Origin of the sequence: Pseudomonas sp. R15(2017) (assembly GCF_002112685.1) — a bacterium.
Lineage (GTDB): Bacteria > Pseudomonadota > Gammaproteobacteria > Pseudomonadales > Pseudomonadaceae > Aquipseudomonas > Aquipseudomonas glycinae.
In genome coordinates this window covers 697,985-716,134 of the sequence record NZ_NEII01000002.1, presented here as the reverse complement: position 1 = coordinate 716,134, position 18,150 = coordinate 697,985, and the positions used below count along the sequence as shown (strand labels likewise).

The following is an 18,150-nucleotide window of genomic DNA, read 5'->3' as shown; positions in this document are numbered from 1 at the left end:
GCCGTTTGGCCGCCCTTTTTTTATGTAGATGAGGTTCGTGGGTATTGTCGTCGGGTGTGGACTAACGTCAGTATTTTGATGCGCCCGTTCACTCGATAGACCAGCAGATAGTTCGGATTGACCACCATTTCCCGAGTGCCTGGCGCTCGACCGGATCGGTAACCATAAGGGATTGATGAAAGCCTTTGCGTTGCTGCACCAACCTTGTGCTGCAGAGCCGCTGAAGCGTTGGAGTTGTATTGTTCAACGTAATCGATAATGTCAGCCAGATCGTCCAGAGCTTGATCGCTCCATTCAAGCGGCAGCGCGTCGATTCTTGCGTCTCTCTTCTAATAGTTGGTCGAGCCGCACCATGGCTTCCTCATGGGGAATGCCCGGGCGAGGATCATCCAGTACAGCCTGCACCTTGGCACGAAACCAGCGATCGTAGCTCTCTGCCTCTTCTTCGGATTCGAAGTCAGAGTAAAACGGGGAATGCAATATGCTCATAGTGATCTCCGTGATCAATTTCAGCAGTCTAAGGGGGAAAGGGCCCATTGTCGTCACTGGCAGACGATGCACCCCATGAGCCCTGTAGGAACCATGGGGTAGCGGCGCCCAGTATCTGCAAGTCCCCCCTTTGAAATCTGCCGGACGTTTCCCACCGTTGTCCGGCAATCTCGACCGCCGCTGTAGGCCTATTCCCACCCTCTGTTTTTCAGGTTTCCAGCCTACAAATCCGCGCGCGCCTTCCTACAAATGCACTCAGAACGCATACGGAATACTCACCTTCGCCCACAACATTTCGCCCTCTGGCCGGTTCTCCACGTCGAATTCCTTGGCCCAGCGGATCTCGGCGCTGGCGTACTTGAGGAAGGTGAAGTGCAGCGCCGGGCCGATGGCGAAGACCTTGCCGCGCACGCCGTCGCTCACGTCTTCGCCGGCGAACTGCACGGTGTGGCCGAACTGTTTGTCGTCGGTGGTCTGCTTGAGGTAGTAACCGTTGATGCCGAGCATCAGGTCGTCGGTGATCTTGTAGCTGGCCGAGTAATCGAAGTGGAAGATCTGCCCGGACTTGTAGTCGGTGTCCTTGTTCTTCTCGTTGAAGCTGTAGGTGGTTTTCATCGACACCTCGGTGCGCTCGGTCGGCAGCCAGGTGAAGGAGAACAGCGGTTTGTAGGTGTAGAAGTTGTTACTGGTGTTGGCCAGCCGATCGACGCTGTATTCGCCGGTGGGCACGGTGATTTCCACGGCGGCGCCGAGGGTCAGATCCTTGCCCATGTCCCACAGGATGATCGGCGCGATGGTGGTATCGCCCATGCCTTCACGGGTGTCGCTCAGGCCGAACACCGAGACTTCCTGCTTGAGCCACGGCTGGGCGATGTAACCGGCCAGACGTCCGCCGAAAATCCGCACCGGGCTCAGGTAGTCGAGGCGCGGGATGACGGCAGTGGATTCGATCTCGACATTCGGCACCTTGCCGCCGAGCGAACTGATGTTGAGCTTTCGTGACTTGTAATGGTTGTAGTAGAGGTTGAAGGCGACCATGTTCTCCGGAAGGCTGTCGACCTCCAGCGGCAGCATGAAAAAGCCGTCGGTGCCGGGGCCGATGTTGTCGACGCCGGCTTCGGTGGCCAGCACCGGCAGGGTCGCGGCGCAGCCGAGCAGGCTCAGCGCCAGTCGCACAGGGAATGTCGCGCGATTCGGGGTCATGTCCGTCCTCATTATTATTGTGTTTTGGGCGCAACGCCGGCACGCAGGGTGCTCGGCCACGATAGAAATAAGCTCTTGTCGCACAACAGGGCAGGGTATTGGCGGACACGGAAGGGGGCTTCTGCGGACAGTCCGCCAACCCTGTGCTAACTTCCTTCGACATAACCGGTTACAAAAATAACAATTCAGCGTGATCCGGGATGTCAGCCTCCATGAACGTAAAAGTCCAAGACCCCACCTTCGAACTGGCGCTGGTGTCGCCATTTCTCCTGCAAACCCTGGCCGAAGTCGCCGCCAACAAGGGCGTCGAGCCGCAGAGTCTGTGCCGTGGCCTGGGTTTTGATTTCGACGACCTGCAGGATCCGGCGCAGCGGATTTCCTATCGCCAGGCCGTGGCGATGATCCAGCGTGCGCTCAAGGCTTTGCCCAATCAGGGGCTGGGGCTGTGGGTTGGCGCGCAGAACGTGCTCGGTACGCTGGGTCTGCTCGGGCATGTGCTGTCGCTGTGCAAGACCTTGCGCGACGCGTTCGAGATCGGGGTTCGGCATCAGCACACTTCCGGCGGGATCGTGGTTTCCAGCGTCGATGTGGTGGGCGATCAGGTCTATGTCGATGTTGAGTGCCGGCTGCCGTTTGCCGAGGTGCAGGTGTTTGCGGTTGAAGAGTTTTTCGCCAGCCTGCTGGTCTATGGCCGGGCGCTGGTGGGCGAGACGTTCAAGCCGATTGCCGTGGAGTTCATGCACGCCGCGCCGGATTACCTGGATGAGTACCGGCGGTTGCTGGGGCCGGAGGTGCGCTTCGGGTGCCTGCACAACCGCATGTTGATCGACGTGCAATGGCTGGATGTGAACCTGCCCAACCATCATTCGCTGGCGCTGCGTCAGGCGGTCAAGTTGCTGGAGCTGGAAGCGGCGCAGGTTCACCAGAAACTCGATCTGATCCAGGCGGTGGAGCGGGCGATTGCCCGTGACTTGAGCCGGGGCAGCCATATTGAAAAGATTGCCGGCGACTTGAACATGAGCAGCCGCACCTTGCGCCGGCGGCTGACTGAACACTCACTGACGTTTGAAGCATTGCTGGAGCAAGTGCGTCAGGCGCGCACCATGAGTTTGCTGGCCAATCCTGAGATGCCGATCGAGCGGATTACCGAGGAAGTCGGCTATAGCGATGTGCGCAGTTTTCGCCGGGCGTTCAAGCGCTGGACGGGGAAAAGCCCGAGTGCGTGGCGCAGTGCTTCGATTTGATCTGAGACCGATGGCCCTCACCCCAGCCCTCTCCCGGAGGGAGAGGGAGCCGATTGGGGGATATTCGAGAGATACGCCGACCTGAAAGTTTTTCAGCGAATCCCTATTCAACTCTGTCTTTCACGTCGCTGTATCTCCAACAAACAACCCGGTCAGTTCCCTCTCCCTCCGGGAGAGGGCTAGGGTGAGGGGGCCTTTGAGGCTACCCAACCCATTTCAATCCCCCACAAACCCTCCGCCTACAGTTAAACTCCGCGCTCTTTCCAAGGAGTCGACATGAGTTACTACCAGCCGGGCATTCTCGCCACCCCTGTTCCGCCGCAAGCACGTCACCTGTTTTTCGCCCTCGAGTCGGTTGAAGCGCTGCCGCAGGCGATCGACAACCTGCTGAACCTGGTGGACGGCAAGTCGGCGGTGGTCGGTTTCGGTGAGTCCCTGGCCAAGGCTCTGAAGGTGAACATCGACGGCCTGCGCAGCTTCCCGGCGCTGACCGGTGTCGGCGTGGAAAACCCGTCGACCCAGCACGCGCTGTGGGTCTGGCTGCACGGCGTCGACCGGGGCGATCTGCTCAACCGCAGCACCGCGCTTGAGGCCGCGCTGGCCCCGGCGCTGCGTCTGGTGCAGATGCAGGAAGCCTTTCGCCACAAGGACGGCCATGATCTCACCGGTTATGAAGACGGCACCGAAAACCCGCATGACGAAGCCGCCATCGCCGCCGCACTGCAAAGTGACGGCGCGGACGGTCTGGTCGGTGGCAGCTTCGCCGCGATCCAGCAGTGGCAGCACGACCTCAAGGGTTTCCATGCGTTGTCCGCCGAGGACAAGGACAACATCATGGGTCGTCGCCTGAGCGACAACGAAGAGATCGACGATGCCCCGGTGTCCGCCCACGTCAAGCGCACCGCCCAGGAAAGCTTCGCCCCGGAAGCCTTCGTCGTGCGTCGTTCGATGCCGTGGATCGAAGGCGACCGCGCCGGCCTGATGTTCCTGGCGTTCGGCTTCTCCCTCGATGCCTTTGAAGCGCAACTGCGCCGCATGAGCGGTCTGGAAGACGGCATCACCGACGGTCTCTATCGCATCAGCCGGCCGATCACCGGCGGCTACTACTGGTGCCCGCCACTGCAAAACGGCCACCTCGATCTGCGCGCACTGCGCATCGGCTGAGGCACAAGCATGAACGTGGTGCGTTGGGGAATGATCGGTTGCGGCAGCGTCGCTGAACGCAAGAGCGGGCCGGCTTTCTACAAGGCGCCCGGATCGGCGTTGGTGGCGGTGATGGGGCGACGTCTCGAAGCGGTGACCGAATACGCCGCGCGCCACGGCATCGCCCGGACGTACACCGACGTCGATGCCCTGATCAACGACCCCGAGGTGGACGCGGTGTACATCGCCACGCCACCCGACAGTCACCACGCCTACAGCCTGAAGGTCGCCGCCGCCGGCAAGCATTGCTGCGTGGAAAAACCCATGGCGCTCAATGCCGGGCAAAGTCGCGAAATGCAGCAGGCGTTCGCCGATGCCGGTTTGCACCTGTTCGTCTCCTATTACCGCCGTTCGTTGCCGCGTTTCCAGCAGGTTCGGCAGTGGCTGGAGCAGGGCCGCATCGGCCAGGTGCGGCACTTGAGCTGGACGCTGACCAAGGCACCATCGCCCAAGGATCTGGACGGCAGCGCAAACTGGCGCATCGATCCGGCGGTCGCCGGGGGCGGGTATTTTGCGGATCTGGCCAGCCATGGTTTTGACCTGTTCCAGTACCTGCTCGGCGACATCGTCGAAGTCGCCGGTTTCACCGCGCGTCAGGCCGGGTTGTACGCGGCGGAGGATGCGGTCAGCGCCAGTTGGCGATTCGCCTCGGGCGCACTGGGCATGGGTTGCTGGAACTTTGTTGCGGACCGGCGCGAGGATCGGGTCGAGATCATCGGCAGCCAAGGGCGAATCGGCTTTTCGGTGTTCGACGAGCATCCGGTCGAGCTGCATGCCGACGAGGACATCAGCCTGGAAATCCCCCATCACGAACACATCCAGTGGCATCACGTACTCGGTATGAATGCGCAGATTCGCGGTGAGTCCCGGCACCCGGCAATCGCCGCCGAAGCCCTGAAGACTGATTGGGTCATGGATCAGATCCTCAAGCGCCACTGAAGGCGCATCTAAGGTTATGCCCAAACAATATTTCTCAAGCTTGTCATAACGTCTCTAAGATCACGTCATAACTCGTTATAACAAGTGATCCCGTGATGACCGATAACGTTCTCTCTCTTGGCAGCGTACCGCTGCACACCCAACTGCGCGACGTGCTGCGCGCCCGGATTCTCGACGGCGAATACCCGCAAGACAGCCAGATGCCGTCCGAAAGCGAGCTTGGCACGCTGTTCAAGGTCAGCCGCATCACCGTGCGCCAGGCCCTGGGCGATCTGCAGAAAGAAGGGCTGATCTTCAAGATCCACGGCAAAGGCACCTTCGTCGCCAAACCCAAGACCTTCCAGAACGTCAGCACCCTGCAAGGTCTCGCCGAGTCCATGACCGGCCGTGGCTACGAGGTGATCAACCGCCTGCGCAGCTTCAAATTCATCGCCGCCGACAAACTGGTCGCCGAGCGTTTGCAGGTTGCCGAAGGCGAAACTGTTGCGCAGATCAAACGCGTACGGCTGATCAATCGCGAGCCGATTTCGCTGGAAATCACCTACCTGCCCAAGGCGGTCGGCGAGCGTCTGGAGAAGGCCGATCTGGTCACCCGCGACATCTTCCTGATCCTCGAGAACGACTGCGGCATCGCCCTCGGCCATGCCGATCTGGCCATCGACGCGGTGCTGGCCGACAGCGACCTGACTCAGGCGCTGAACGTCGAGGCCGGCTCGCCGATCATGCGCATCGAGCGTCTGACCCACGACGCCAACGGTCAGCCGCTGGACTTCGAACACCTTTACTACCGTGGCGATGCGTTCCAGTACCGCCTGCGGATCGACCGGCAAAAAGGGGCCTGAACATGACCCGCAATACTCTCGAACAGGAATACGACATCGTCGTGATCGGCGGCGGCACTGCCGGCCCGATGGCCGCGATCAAGGCCAAGGAAAAGAACAAGGAACTGCGCGTGCTGTTGGTCGACAAGGCCAACGTCAAGCGCAGCGGCGCGATCAGCATGGGCATGGACGGCCTGAACAACGCGATCATCCCCGGCCACTCGACGCCCGAGCAGTACACCAAGGAGATCACCATCGCCAACGATGGCATCGTCAATCAGGCGGCGGTTTACGCCTACGCCACCCACAGCTTTGAAACCATCGAGCAGCTCGACCGCTGGGGCGTGAAGTTCGAGAAGGACGAAACCGGCGATTACGCAGTGAAGAAAGTCCACCACATGGGCGCCTATGTGCTGCCGATGCCGGAAGGGCACGACATCAAGAAAGTCCTGTATCGCCAGTTGAAGCGCGCGCGGGTGAGCATCACCAACCGCCTGGTCTGCACCCGTTTGCTGACCGACGAGGAGGGCGCCGTCAACGGTGTGATGGGGTTCGACTGCCGCACCGCCGACTTCCACGTGATCAAAGCCAAGGCAGTGATCCTCGCTTGCGGCGCGGCCGGCCGACTCGGTCTGCCGTCCTCGGGCTACCTGATGGGCACCTACGAAAACCCGACCAACGCCGGAGACGGTTACGCGATGGCGTATCACGCCGGGGCCGAACTGGCGAACCTCGAGTGCTTCCAGATCAACCCGTTGATCAAGGATTACAACGGCCCGGCCTGCGCCTATGTTACCGGCCCGCTCGGTGGCTACACCGCCAACAACAAGGGCGAACGCTTCATCGAGTGCGACTACTGGAGCGGGCAGATGATGTGGGAATTCCACCAGGAACTGGAAAGCGGCAACGGCCCGGTGTTCCTCAAGCTCGATCACCTGGCCGAGGAAACCATCCAGAACATCGAGGAAATCCTCCACAGCAACGAGCGCCCGAGTCGCGGCCAGTTTCACGCCAATCGCGGCACGGATTACCGCACGCAGATGGTCGAGATGCACATCTCGGAAATCGGTTTTTGCAGCGGCCACTCGGCGTCCGGCGTGTGGGTCAACGAGCGCGCCGAAACCTCGGTGAAAGGCCTGTACTCGGCCGGTGACATGGCCGCCGTGCCGCACAACTACATGCTTGGCGCGTTCACCTACGGCTGGTTCGCGGGTCACAACGCGGCAGAGTTTGTCGCCGGGCGCGAGTTCTCTGCGCTGGACGCCGAGCAGATCGCGAAGGAAAAGGCCCGGGTCTACGCACCGCTGGATCGCGAACACGGTCTGCCGCCAGCCCAGGTGGAGTACAAGCTGCGGCGCTTCGTCAACGACTACCTGCAACCGCCGAAAGTGACGAAGAAGATGGAAATCGGCCTGCAACGCTTCAGCGAGATCGAACGCGATCTCGACGAAATGAAGGCCAACAACGCCCACGAACTGATGCGCGCCATGGAAACCAGCGTGATCCGCGACTGCGCCGAGATGGCCGCCCGCGCTTCGCTGTTCCGCGCCGAAAGTCGCTGGGGCCTGTACCACTACCGCGTCGATCACCCGCAACGGGACGACCGCGAATGGTTCTGCCACTGCCATCTGAAGAAGGGCGAAGACGGGCGAATGACCAGTTTCAAGAAAGCCGTCGAGCCTTACATCATCCCGCTCGATGCCGAGGAAATGCAGGCCTACGACCGCCTTCGGGTCGGTGCTTTCGCCGCTTGAGGCATCACTAGAGAGAGTCCGAACCATGGCCTACCAAGCCCAGGAAATTTTCTTCCGCTCCAATGCTCCCGTCACCGTGGACGAGGACAAATGCATCGCCGAAAAGGGCTGCACCGTGTGCGTCGACGTCTGCCCGATGGACCTGCTGGCGATCAACCCGGCCACGCAAAAGGCCTACATGGCCTTCGATGAATGCTGGTACTGCATGCCGTGCGAAAAGGACTGCCCGACCGGTGCCGTCAAAGTGGACATCCCTTACTTACTGCGTTGACTGAATGGACGCTATCGCTGGCAAGTCGAATCGTCGCACCGCAGCTCCCACAGGGATCTGCAGTGGGGCACAAATATTGTAGACACCGAAGAAACTGTGGGAGCTGGCTTGCCAGCGATGAGGCCACCCCAGACAGCACAAAAGCCATCCGTAAACCCCGGACGCTGGATTCACCCAACACCCCTCGTTTCCCACCGCGCCCTGATCGCGGCGGAGACGAACATCCTGTAAATGATTCGAGGGGATTCAACCATGTTGCGTGCAGCAATCGCCGGTCTGGTACTGGCTTCGTTCACCCTGTCGGCCTCGGCCGAAACCATCCGCATCGCCATTGGCACCCAGGACACCACCATCAACTGTGCCGCCGGCGGTCTGTTGATCCGCGAACTGGGCCTGCTCGACAAATACCTGCCTCACGCCGGCGCCTACAAAGACGCCAAATATGACGTGCAGTGGAAAAACTTCACCAGCGGCGCACCGCTGACCAACGAGATGGTCGCCGGCAAACTCGACTTCGGCGCCATGGCCGATTTCCCCGGTGCGTTCAACGGTGTGGCGTTTGAAACCGCGGGTAAACACAGCCTGTTCATCAGCGTGCTGTCGGGCAGCATCAAGGGCAGCGGCAACGGCATCGTGGTGCCGAGCGCGTCCGGCGTGCAGTCGCTGAGCGAGCTCAAGGGCAAGACCATTTCCGTGCCGTTCGCGTCCACCGCCCACGGCATGCTGCTGCGCGCGGTGGCGGAGCAGGGCTGGGATCCGCTCAAGGACGTGAACATCATCGCCCAGCCGCCGGAGGTTGCAGGTTCCGCGCTGCAGGCCGGCAAGATCGACGCCCACGCCGACTTCGTGCCGTTCGCCGAACTGTTCCCGAGCCGTGGCTTCGCCCGCAAGATCTACGACGGCGCCCAGGCCAATGCGCCGACCTTCCACGGTGCGCTGGTCGATCAGGCCTACGCGAAAAAGTACCCGGAAATCGTCGTCGCCTACCTGCGCGCCAGCATCGAGGCCAATCAACTGCTGGCCGCCGAACCTGAGAAATACAGCGAACTGATCGCCAAGGTCACCGGCGTCGATGCCGAGGTCAACTACCTGTTCCACGGCCCGCTCGGCGTGCAAACCCGCGACCTGAGCTGGAAACCGGAATATCGCCAGGCCGTGGGCACGGCCATCGATACGCTGAAGCTGCTGAAGAAGGCCGATCGCGGGCTCGATTTGAATACCTTTATTGACGATCAATACATCCGTGCGGCGTTCAAGGCTTCGAATCTGGATTACACCGCGCAACTGGGCAACTACGCGCAGACGCCGTTGAAGTCGGTCGATGCGGTGACCGGGAAAGCCATTTCGGATTTCAGTCATGTTGCGGAGATCTGGGTGCGGGGGGAGGACAAGGTCCGGCGGTATGCCTCGGCTGAAGAGGCGTTTACCGCACTGGCCGGCCTGAAGTCGGAAGGCAAGAACATCCGGGCGGTGTATGCGCAGGCGAGTGACAGCGGGATCAAGTTGCTGGCGGAGCAGGCGTGGTTTGCCAGTGATGCGAAGGGGCGGCTCAGCGCGTTTTTGCTCAAGGGCCAGGCGCAGCAATTTGCGTCGGCGCAGGGCGGGAAAGTCCTCGACTTCACGGATGCCACCACCCAAGCCGTGGCCACCCGTTAACTCAAACGTAGATCGTTCCCACGCTCCGCGTGGGAATGCCGCCATGGACGCTCTGCGTCCGCTTTGGATGTGACGCGGAGCGTCACGGGATGCATTCCCACGCGGAGCGTGGGAACGATCAGAGGTGATATATGTTTTCACGCTGGATCCCCCGAGCCGCCTCATTGCTGCTCTGCCTGCTCTTCTGGCAACTCGCCGCCAGCCACCACTGGAACCTCGGCCTCGTCACCTTCGCCAACGTCCCGACCCCGTTGGCCGTGATCGAAGCCGCATTGGGCCTCGGCGACTCCGGCAAGCTCATCCAGCACCTGACCGCCAGCCTCGGCCGGGTCTTCGCCGGCTACCTCGCGGCGCTGGTGATTGGCATCGCCCTGGGCCTGGCCATCGGCCGTTCGAAGTGGGCCGAAGACCTGCTGCTGCCACCGCTGGAAGTACTGCGCCCAATCCCCGCCGTGGCATGGATTCCACTGGCCATCCTGATGTTCCCATCCTCCGAACTGTCGATGGTCTTCATCACCTTCACCGGCGCGCTGTTCCCGATTCTGCTCAACACCGTGCACGGCGTCGAGGGCGTCGACCCGCGCCTGATTGCCTCGGCCAAAAGCCTCGGGGCCGGGCGTCGGGCGATCCTGCTGGAAGTGATCCTGCCGGGTGCCGCACCGAGCATCATCACCGGCCTCGCCATCGGCATGGGCACCTCGTGGTTCTGTCTGGTGACCGCCGAAATGATCTCCGGCCAGTTCGGCATCGGTTACTACACCTGGGAGTCCTACACCATCCAGAACTACGCCGACATCGTGGTCGGCATGTTGCTGATCGGCGTGTTGGGCATGGGCAGCAGCCTGCTGATCAAACGCCTGGGCGGGCTGTTCACGCCCTGGCATCGACCACGAGGAAAAGCCTGATGAGCGTGATGCAAACCCCGGAAGGGCGGATCGATATCCGCCAGTTATCCATCGTCCTCGGCGAAGGCCGGCAAGCGTTTGAAGCGGTGCAGGGGCTGGACTGCCAAATCGAGCCCGGCCAGTTCGTGTGCATTCTCGGCCCCTCCGGTTGCGGCAAGTCGACCTTGCTCGGCGCGCTGGCCGGGCATCTGCAGCCCCATGGCGGACAGTTGAAAGTCGACGGCACCGACGTGTCCGGCCCGTCACCGCAACGCGGCATGGTGTTCCAGCATCACACGCTGTTCCCGTGGCGCACGGTGCGCGACAACGTTGCCTTCGGCCTGAAGATGCGCGGCATCGGCAAAGTCGAGCGCCATCGCGCCGCCGATGAAATCCTCAAACTGGTCGGCCTCGAAGGTTTCGCCGAACGCTGGCCGGATCAACTGTCCGGCGGCATGCAGCAACGGGTGGAGATCGCCCGGGTGCTGGTCAACCGGCCACGGCTGTTGCTGATGGACGAACCCTTCGGCGCACTGGACGCGCTGACCCGGCTGAACATGCAGGAACTGTTGCTGGACATCTGGACGCGGATTCGCACCACCGTGGTGTTCGTCACCCATGACATCGACGAAGCGCTGTTCCTTGCCGACCGCTTGCTGGTGATGAGCGCACGGCCAGGGCGAATCATCGAAGACCTGCGCCTGGATTTCCCCCGGCCACGCACCACCGAACTGGTCACCAGCCACGAGTTCTCGCGCCTCAAGCGCCACTGCCTCGACCTGCTGCGCCACGACAACGACCGACCGCTGCCGCGCCTCAATCCGCTCGGCCTGCCTCCCGAAAATTCCTTGCCGAGATTTGCCCTGTGACCTCATTTTTTGCTGTGACCGATAACGACGACATTCTTGCCCTGCAACCACGCCTGACCGCCGATGACGCCGGTGTACGGCGGATTGCCCTGATCGATCTGGCTGACCTCGAAGAACCGGACGGTCTGCTCTGGCTGGTCGAACGTCTGGCCGAAGACCCCGCCGAAGAAGTGCGTGCCGAAGCGGCGCGTTTGCTGGAGGCCTGGGAAGACGAGCCGGTGGTTGAAGCGCTGTGCCAGGCACTGACGGATCCGTCGCCGGCGGTGCAGGCCGCTGCGGCGCAGAGCCTGAGTCTGCTCAAGACCGAAGCGGCGGGCAGGGTGATTCTACCGTGGACCGCCCATGCCGAAACCGGCGTGCGGATTGCCGCGTTCCGGGCCTTGCGCGAGTTGCGTTTCTCCGGCGCTGCGTCGGCCGCGATTCAGGCGCTGAACGATGCCGACGCCAGTGTCCGCCGCGAAGCCGTCGGCGTACTTGGCTGGCTCAAGCAACTCGACGCGTTGCCGGCACTGGCCCGCCTGGCGAGTGATGACCCGGACACCGAAGTACGTCGCGCCGCCACCGGCGCCCTGGGCCTGGCAAGTGACGCCGAAGTGCTGCCCGCATTGCGCCAGGCCTTGCAGGATCAGGCCTGGCAAGTGCGCGAAGAAGCCGCGACCACCCTTGGCAAGGTCGGCCATACCGACGCGGGCCCGGCGCTGATCGAAGCCTTGGCCGACGACTACTGGCAGGTACGCCTGCGCGCCACCCGCAGCCTCGGGCGCCTCAAGTACGTCGCGGCCCTCGACGCGTTGATCGACACCCTCGGCCATCGCATCAGCAACCTGCGCAAGGAAGCCGCGCTGGCCCTCGGCGAACTGAACGATCGCGGGGCCGTGGCCGCGTTGCAGGCCGCGCAGGACGACGGCGACCCGGAAGTGCGCAAAGCCGTGCGGATTGCCTTGAGTCAGCTGCAATGAATCCGCTGTCGGTCGGTAATTCCCAAAGCGAACACCAGTTACGGCTGAGCTGGCCGGATGGCCGCGAGCAGCTTCTCGACCATGCCGAACTGCGCCGCCAGTGCCCGTGCTCGCAATGCCGGGCGTTTCGCCTGCGGGGCTCGCCGCCCATGGTTGACCCGCGTGTGCGGGTCATCGAATTGAACGCTCAGGGCTACGGCCTGCAACTGGTGTTCAGCGATGGTCACCAGCGCGGGATTTACCCGTGGGCCTATCTGGCGCAGCTGGAGGGGATCACTGTCCCGCCGTCATCGCCGGCCGACAGCCATGGAAAATATCCAGCCCCGGCTGATACAGCGACGTCCTGACTTCGAACAACCCGAGCACCGAATGGAACAGGTTGTCATGGCTCAGATCCGGCTGGCTGCTTTTGCCTTGCAGGCAGCCACGGTCGATGCCCAGTTGCGCCAGGGTGTTGTTGCCGAACCACATCACCATCGGCACATGGGTCTGCGCTTCCGGCGCCAGCGCATAGGGCGCGGCGTGCAGGTACAGGCCGTTCTCGCCAAGCGATTCGCCATGGTCGGACACGTACAGCATCGACGTATCGAGATGGTCCTGATTGCGCTTGAGCAGCTCGATCACCTTGGCCAGGAAATGGTCGGTGTAGAGGATCGTGTTGTCGTAGACGTTGACCAGTTCGTCACGGCTGCAACTGCCTAACTGATTGGTGTGGCAGATCGGTTTGAAGCGCTCCATGTCCTTGGGGTAGCGCTCGTAGTATTCCGGGCCGTGGCTGCCGTCGGCGTGCAGGACGATGATCGCGTTGCCCTTGAGGCTGTCGATGTAGCCTTGCAGGTCGGCCAGCAGCGCTTCGTCGAGGCAATTGTTGCCGTCGCAGAACGGTCCCGGCTGATTCTTCGCGATGTCGCGGTTCGGCACCCGCAGGCAGGTGCCCTTGCAGTCGCTGTTGTTGTCCAGCCACAGCACCTGCACGCCGGCCCGTTGCAGGATGTCCAGCAGGCCTTCGTAGGTTTTGCCTTTCTTGTCGCTGTAGTCCTCGCGGGGGAACATCGAGAACATGCACGGCACCGACACCGCCGTCGAAGTGCCGCAGGAATGCACTTGGGTGAAATTGAGGATGTCGAGTTTGCTCAGCTCGGGGTTGGTTTCGCGTTCATAACCGTTAAGCGAGAAATGATCGGCCCGAGCGGTTTCGCCGACCACGAACACCATCAGCGATTTCTTCTCGCGGGAGGCCGCCTTGGCGCTCATCACCGCGTCTTCGCCGATGGCCTGCACCACAAAATGCTTTTTGATCCCCAGCCGTTGCTTGGTGTATTTGCTGATCGCGTAGATGTAGTTGGTCGGGTTGATGAAGTGGGTGAGCTTGTCTTCCTCGCGAAAGATCGGCGCGTAGGTCGAATAGAACGCGCCCACCGAAGCGCCGATTACCAACACACAGGCGACGATCACCAGCACCTTGTTCAGCAAGCCCCGAAAGAACGGCCGATACACCACCGGCCAGCGCCAGATCAACACGGCCGGCAACACACCGAGCAACAGCACGTAAGCCAGCAGTTTGCCGCTGAACAGCGCGGTTGCTTCCCCGGGATTGGTTTCGAACACGTTCTGGATCATCACCGTGTCGATGGTGATCCCGTACTCGTTCATGAAGTACGCCGCGCAGGCCGAGAGCAGGGCCACCAGAGTCAACGCCGGTTTCAGCGTCCAGCGAAACGAGACCAGCGTCAGCAGCAGGGTGATCGCTGCCCAGAGAAACAGCCCGAAAGACGCGAAAAACGCCAGTTTCTGTGCGCCTTGCAAGGTGATCAGCGTTCCCAGTGCTTTCCAGGTCGCCAGGTTGTACAGCGCCACCAGTGCCAGGGAAAACAGCAGCACCAGGCGGGTTGGAGTGATGGACGGTAAACGCAGTCCTTTGCCCAAAGCCATTTCGATACTTTCCTCTACGTCAGTCGAAAACCCATACGGTTACGCGCGTAACTGTAGAAGAGCATTGGTAAAAATTCCGTAAACATCCGGTAACAAAATCACGGTAAGTGCAAAAAAAACGTGGGCGCCAGCAGGCCGGCTCCCACGGACAACTGCGGCGGTTCAGAAGGATTTGCTGACGCTGGCGACGACCGTCGCCGTGCACACGTCCTTGAAGCCCCAACTGCTCAGACACTGGCTCTGCGAAAGGTCGGTGTCGATGTAGCTCAGGCCGAGCACCACGCCGGCCAGGTTGTGGGTCAGTTTGACTTCCCACTCCCGGTAGGACTCTTCGCTATGGCCGGACGCCGAATACATATGCGGATCCTTGAAGTCCATGTTGCCGTAGCGCAGCTTCAGCCCGGAATCGAACGGCAATTCGGTTTCATAGCCGATGTAGCTGTAGAGCGAACTCTGTTTGCTGTCGATGCCCGGCGCGTCACTGGAGTAATAGGCCGCGAGTTTCACGCCGTAGGCGCTGAGAGTCGAATACACCTCGCTCTGGTTGAACTGGCTCTCCTTGGGATACGCGTATTTGATGTAGCCCAGATCCAGGCTCACGGCCTCGGTCGCCTGCCACAGCCAACCGGCGTAGTAATCGACTTCCTGACGGGTTTTCAGGCCGCCACCGAAATCGACGTTCGAACTCCAGGCGCCAAGGTACAGGCCGCTGCTGTGGGCCAGGGTCAGACCGGCCTGCACGGCCGGGTCGTTCTGGGTCTGGGAGATGCCGCGGGTGCGGTAGTCGCTGGCCAGGGTCAGGTCGACCAGCACCGCGAAATCATCGTTCAGGGGGATTGAGTGGCTGCTCAAAGGCAGCAGGCTCAAGGAAGTGAGGGCGAGCAGGGGCAAGGCTTTCATGTGAAGTCCCGTTGTTGTGGTTGTTATGGGCAGGAAGCGGGCAAGGCTGCGCCGGACCCCGGCGACGGGCGCGGGGTCGGGCAGCGGGTACGGCGATTGTTATTAGAGGGTAGGGGCGTAGACCTGGCGGCCGGCGAACCAGGTTTGCAGGACCTGAGTGTCATGCAGGGCCTTGTCGTCGACGCTGAATACATCGCGATCGAGCACGATGAAATCGGCCTGTTTGCCGGGGCTCAGCGAGCCGATCTGTTGCTCCAGGCCGATGGTCCGCGCGGCGTTGGCGGTGTAGGCGTAGAACATGGTTTCGCGGTCCAGGCGTTCGTCGGCGTTGAGCACGCCCAGCGGCCCGGTGCGGGTGATGGCCTGGGCCATGGCGTTCCACGGGTTCGGCGAGGACACCGGCCAGTCGCTGGCGCCGGCAATCGTCGCGCCTTGTTTGAGCAGCGAATGCGCCGGGTATTGATAGCGAAAGGCGAGGGCGCTGACGTAAGGCTTGATCATGTCGGTGGTGTAGTCGTCGGCGCTGGCCCACAGCAGTTGCATCGAGGCAATCACGTTCAGCGGCTTGAAGCGGGCGAACTCCTTCGGGTTGACCATTTGCAGGTGGGTGATCGAGTGCGTTACGCCGCTCTGCCGGTCCTTGCGCGCCTGGGCGATGCCGTTCAGCGATTCGCGCACCGCGCGGTCGCCGATGGCGTGGATGTGCACCAGCCAGCTGCGCTGATCGATGGCACTGACCAGTTCGCCGAAGTGCTGCGGGTCGATCAGCAACTCACCCTGTTTGTGCGAGTTGCTGTAGGGATCGATCATCGCCGCGCTCTGGGCCGGGTATTCGATCACGCCGTCAGCGAAGATCTTGATCCCCGGCAGCGTCAGGTTGGGGATGCCCTGAAACTGCCGGCGAACCTTGTCGAGGGTGTCGAGATCGGCCGGAACGCTTTTCGGGTTGGCCACCAGCAGCGCGGCGACGTGGGCAGTCATGCCGCCGCTTTCCGACAGGGCCTTGTAGGCCGGCAGCACGCCGACGGTTTTCTCGGTGGGCTTGAGGGCGAACACCGGCTCGCCCGGCGCGGCGTTGGCGGCGGGGTCCATCCACGCGGTGATACCGAGGCTGTTGTTGAAACGCACCGCCGATTGCGCTGCCTTGAGCATGTCGGCCGGGCTCGGCACTGGCATTTTCGAGGCCACCCGATCCCAACCGGCGTCGACCACAAAGCCGTCCGGTTCACCGTTGGGCAGTTTGCCGATGGTGTCTTTTTCTGCGTCCGGCAGGGTTTTCAGCAGCGCGGCGTCGATACCCGCACGTTTGAGCATCACATTGTTGGCCCATGCGGTGTGGTGATCGCTGCCGGTGAACACCACCGGCACGTCGGTCCATTCGCCGTGGTTGAAGATTTTGCCCAGCGCTTCAGCCTTGGCCCAATACGCCGAACTCATGCCGGCCACGCTCAACACATCGCCATGCCGGGCCTTGCCGTCGTCACGCCAGCCGCGCAGGCGTTTTTCCAGTTCATCCAGACTGACTACGTCGTCTTCCATATTGGCCGAGACCATTTCCAGTCCGCCGAAAATCGCGTGGGAATGGCTGTCGATCAGGCCGGGCATCAACGCCTGACCTTTCAGGTCGATGACCTGGGTGCCGGGTTCGATCAAGGCCTTGATCTGCGCATCGCTGCCGACTTTCAGCACCTTGCCGTTCTCCACGGCCAGCGCCTGAACCTTCGCTTGAGCGCGGTCGGCGGTGAAAATATTGCCATTGAACAGCACCAGATCGGTGGCGGCCATGGCTTCCATCGAGGCAAAACTCATAGCGGCGATCAGCAGATTTTTTGTGAAAAGCGGGATGAATCTTTTCATTGAACATTTCCTTGTTATTGCGTCTGATGGCCAGATTAGTGGCTGCCAACGCCCGACAGAACGCCTCCCTCACGAAAAACGTTTTTGCCTGAATGGAAAAAGCATGGACAAGTTGGGTGCATTGAAAATGTTCGTGGTCACCGCGCAGCTCGGCAGTTTCAGCCGCGCCGCCGAGCAACTGGGCAAGACCCCGTCGGCCCTGACCAAAGCGGTCAATCATCTGGAATCTGAACTTGGGGCGCGGCTGTTCGAGCGCAGCACGCGGCGGATTCTGCTGACCGAAATCGGTCGGCTGTATCTGGAAACCGCACGCCAAGTGCTGCAACGGCTGGACGAGGCCAGCGAGGAAATCGAGCAGTTGCAGCACGGTCTGCGTGGCAGCCTGAAAATCACCGCACCGCTGGCTTACGGGCGAGCGTTTCTCGATCAGGTGTGTGACGGCTTTTTGCAGCAATACCCGCAGATCAGCCTGCAAGTGGATTTGTGCGACGAATTCGTCAATCTGCTGGAAAGCGGTTACGACCTGGCACTGCGCGAAGGGCACGATGATTTGCCGGGGTTGATCGCGCGAGTGGTCGGCAGCAATCGCCTGGCGCTGTGCGGCAGCCCCGAATACCTGGCGCGCAAGGGCTTGCCGGTCACGCCGCAAACCCTCGATCAGCATGAATGGCTGCTGTACCGGCATCCGTTGCTCAGTCGCGAATTCTGGTGGGCCGAGCGCGACGGCCAGCGCCTGAGCCTGGCGCAACCGGCAGCGCCGCTGTTGCGCAGCGACAATTACGACCTGCTGTTGGCCAGTGCCCTGGCCGGGCGCGGCTTGCTGCATACACCATTGTGGAGCGCTGCGCCGTACATCGCCGACGGGCGACTGGTGCGGGTCATGGCGGATTACGAGATCGACCCGGACAGCTTTGGCCCGCACATTCTGGCGGTGTACCCGAGTCATCGGCGGGCTACGGCCAAGGTTGTGGCGTTTATCGACTACATCGCAGGCTTTCTCGCCGAACGCGGTTTGAACTGACTCCGAGCTTCTGATCGTTCCCACGCTCCGCGTGGGAATGCAGCCCGTGACGCTCCGCGTCACTGGACGCGGAGCGTCCCTAGAGGCATTCCCACGCAGAGCGTGGGAACGATCAGTTACAGGGTTTGAGCTGACTGGCGGTGCTTGT

17 protein-coding genes and 1 pseudogene are annotated in these 18,150 nt (G+C 61.7%); 12 read left to right on the top strand and 6 right to left on the bottom strand.

Going from position 1 to position 18,150, the window contains the following annotated elements; translation table 11 throughout:
* Positions 1-20: 20 nt before the first annotated feature.
* The 3 genes from CAF77_RS06680 to CAF77_RS06670 form a co-directional block, all read right to left on the bottom strand.
* Positions 21-257 (bottom strand): type II toxin-antitoxin system RelE/ParE family toxin, encoded by a 237-nt coding sequence (locus CAF77_RS06680; RefSeq protein WP_234420633.1) that lies wholly within the window; start codon positions 255-257, stop codon positions 21-23.
* Positions 258-294: 37 nt separating this feature from the next.
* Positions 295-489 (bottom strand): hypothetical protein, encoded by a 195-nt coding sequence (locus CAF77_RS06675; protein ID WP_011334551.1) that lies wholly within the window; start codon positions 487-489, stop codon positions 295-297.
* Positions 490-744: 255 nt separating this feature from the next.
* Positions 745-1,692, bottom strand: a complete 948-nt coding sequence (locus CAF77_RS06670; protein WP_085654183.1) for a transporter — start codon at positions 1,690-1,692, stop codon at positions 745-747.
* A 212-nt stretch (positions 1,693-1,904) separates the two neighbouring features.
* Here CAF77_RS06670 and CAF77_RS06665 point away from each other — a divergent pair, with 212 nt between their 5' ends.
* From CAF77_RS06665 to CAF77_RS06615, 11 genes and pseudogenes are all read left to right on the top strand, one after another.
* Positions 1,905-2,936: an AraC family transcriptional regulator gene (locus CAF77_RS06665; protein WP_085654182.1), complete on the top strand. Its 1,032-nt coding sequence runs from the start codon at positions 1,905-1,907 to the stop codon at positions 2,934-2,936.
* Between the two features lie 276 nt (positions 2,937-3,212).
* A complete protein-coding gene (locus CAF77_RS06660; protein WP_085654181.1) occupies positions 3,213-4,100 on the top strand; it encodes a Dyp-type peroxidase in 888 nt (295 codons plus the stop codon).
* A gap of 9 nt (positions 4,101-4,109) precedes the next feature.
* The gene (locus CAF77_RS06655) at positions 4,110-5,078 is read left to right on the top strand and encodes a Gfo/Idh/MocA family protein (RefSeq protein ID WP_064381225.1); all 969 of its coding nucleotides are present in this window, start codon (positions 4,110-4,112) and stop codon (positions 5,076-5,078) included.
* Positions 5,079-5,173: 95 nt separating this feature from the next.
* Positions 5,174-5,920: a GntR family transcriptional regulator gene (locus CAF77_RS06650; RefSeq protein WP_085654180.1), complete on the top strand. Its 747-nt coding sequence runs from the start codon at positions 5,174-5,176 to the stop codon at positions 5,918-5,920.
* Positions 5,921-5,922: 2 nt separating this feature from the next.
* On the top strand, positions 5,923-7,653 hold the full coding sequence (locus tag CAF77_RS06645) for a fumarate reductase/succinate dehydrogenase flavoprotein subunit (protein WP_085654179.1): 1,731 nt from the start codon (positions 5,923-5,925) through the stop codon (positions 7,651-7,653).
* A gap of 25 nt (positions 7,654-7,678) precedes the next feature.
* Positions 7,679-7,924, top strand: coding sequence for a ferredoxin family protein (locus CAF77_RS06640; protein ID WP_003225615.1), 246 nt, complete (start codon positions 7,679-7,681; stop codon positions 7,922-7,924).
* A gap of 252 nt (positions 7,925-8,176) precedes the next feature.
* Positions 8,177-9,580: an ABC transporter substrate-binding protein gene (locus CAF77_RS06635; protein ID WP_085654178.1), complete on the top strand. Its 1,404-nt coding sequence runs from the start codon at positions 8,177-8,179 to the stop codon at positions 9,578-9,580.
* Between the two features lie 131 nt (positions 9,581-9,711).
* Positions 9,712-10,485: an ABC transporter permease gene (locus CAF77_RS06630; protein ID WP_085654177.1), complete on the top strand. Its 774-nt coding sequence runs from the start codon at positions 9,712-9,714 to the stop codon at positions 10,483-10,485.
* A complete protein-coding gene (locus tag CAF77_RS06625; protein ID WP_064381233.1) occupies positions 10,485-11,333 on the top strand; it encodes an ABC transporter ATP-binding protein in 849 nt (282 codons plus the stop codon). Before CAF77_RS06630 ends, CAF77_RS06625 begins: the two co-directional genes overlap by 1 nt.
* Positions 11,330-12,292 (top strand): HEAT repeat domain-containing protein, encoded by a 963-nt coding sequence (locus CAF77_RS06620; protein ID WP_064381236.1) that lies wholly within the window; start codon positions 11,330-11,332, stop codon positions 12,290-12,292. Before CAF77_RS06625 ends, CAF77_RS06620 begins: the two co-directional genes overlap by 4 nt.
* Positions 12,289-12,558, top strand: a pseudogene (locus tag CAF77_RS06615) (DUF971 domain-containing protein); the annotation flags it as partial. The gene CAF77_RS06620 and the pseudogene CAF77_RS06615, both read left to right, overlap by 4 nt.
* A 7-nt stretch (positions 12,559-12,565) precedes the next feature.
* Here the strand turns inward: CAF77_RS06615 and CAF77_RS06610 are convergent.
* From CAF77_RS06610 to CAF77_RS06600, 3 genes are all read right to left on the bottom strand, one after another.
* Complete coding sequence (locus CAF77_RS06610; RefSeq protein ID WP_064381240.1) at positions 12,566-14,224, bottom strand: phosphoethanolamine transferase; 1,659 nt, start codon at positions 14,222-14,224, stop codon at positions 12,566-12,568.
* A 162-nt stretch (positions 14,225-14,386) separates the two neighbouring features.
* Positions 14,387-15,124 (bottom strand): TorF family putative porin, encoded by a 738-nt coding sequence (locus CAF77_RS06605; RefSeq protein ID WP_064381243.1) that lies wholly within the window; start codon positions 15,122-15,124, stop codon positions 14,387-14,389.
* Between the two features lie 102 nt (positions 15,125-15,226).
* On the bottom strand, positions 15,227-16,981 hold the full coding sequence (locus CAF77_RS06600; RefSeq protein WP_064381245.1) for an amidohydrolase: 1,755 nt from the start codon (positions 16,979-16,981) through the stop codon (positions 15,227-15,229).
* A 103-nt stretch (positions 16,982-17,084) separates the two neighbouring features.
* Here CAF77_RS06600 and CAF77_RS06595 point away from each other — a divergent pair, with 103 nt between their 5' ends.
* Positions 17,085-18,002, top strand: a complete 918-nt coding sequence (locus CAF77_RS06595) for a LysR family transcriptional regulator (RefSeq protein ID WP_064381246.1) — start codon at positions 17,085-17,087, stop codon at positions 18,000-18,002.
* Positions 18,003-18,150: the final 148 nt, after the last annotated feature.

Excerpts from the sequence above, each read along its gene's own strand:
- CAF77_RS06595 (WP_064381246.1), top strand. The coding sequence starts at position 17,085 with ATGGACAAGTTGGGTGCATTGAAAATGTTCGTGGTCACCGCGCAGCTC.
- CAF77_RS06675 (WP_011334551.1), bottom strand. The coding sequence starts at position 489 with ATGAGCATATTGCATTCCCCGTTTTACTCTGACTTCGAATCCGAAGAA.
- CAF77_RS06670 (WP_085654183.1), bottom strand. The coding sequence starts at position 1,692 with ATGACCCCGAATCGCGCGACATTCCCTGTGCGACTGGCGCTGAGCCTG.
- CAF77_RS06610 (WP_064381240.1), bottom strand. The coding sequence starts at position 14,224 with ATGGCTTTGGGCAAAGGACTGCGTTTACCGTCCATCACTCCAACCCGC.
- CAF77_RS06635 (WP_085654178.1), top strand. The coding sequence starts at position 8,177 with ATGTTGCGTGCAGCAATCGCCGGTCTGGTACTGGCTTCGTTCACCCTG.
- CAF77_RS06650 (WP_085654180.1), top strand. The coding sequence starts at position 5,174 with ATGACCGATAACGTTCTCTCTCTTGGCAGCGTACCGCTGCACACCCAA.
- CAF77_RS06640 (WP_003225615.1), top strand. The coding sequence starts at position 7,679 with ATGGCCTACCAAGCCCAGGAAATTTTCTTCCGCTCCAATGCTCCCGTC.
- CAF77_RS06630 (WP_085654177.1), top strand. The coding sequence starts at position 9,712 with ATGTTTTCACGCTGGATCCCCCGAGCCGCCTCATTGCTGCTCTGCCTG.
- CAF77_RS06665 (WP_085654182.1), top strand. The coding sequence starts at position 1,905 with ATGAACGTAAAAGTCCAAGACCCCACCTTCGAACTGGCGCTGGTGTCG.
- CAF77_RS06645 (WP_085654179.1), top strand. The coding sequence starts at position 5,923 with ATGACCCGCAATACTCTCGAACAGGAATACGACATCGTCGTGATCGGC.
- CAF77_RS06660 (WP_085654181.1), top strand. The coding sequence starts at position 3,213 with ATGAGTTACTACCAGCCGGGCATTCTCGCCACCCCTGTTCCGCCGCAA.
- CAF77_RS06600 (WP_064381245.1), bottom strand. The coding sequence starts at position 16,981 with ATGAAAAGATTCATCCCGCTTTTCACAAAAAATCTGCTGATCGCCGCT.
- CAF77_RS06605 (WP_064381243.1), bottom strand. The coding sequence starts at position 15,124 with ATGAAAGCCTTGCCCCTGCTCGCCCTCACTTCCTTGAGCCTGCTGCCT.
- CAF77_RS06625 (WP_064381233.1), top strand. The coding sequence starts at position 10,485 with ATGAGCGTGATGCAAACCCCGGAAGGGCGGATCGATATCCGCCAGTTA.
- CAF77_RS06655 (WP_064381225.1), top strand. The coding sequence starts at position 4,110 with ATGAACGTGGTGCGTTGGGGAATGATCGGTTGCGGCAGCGTCGCTGAA.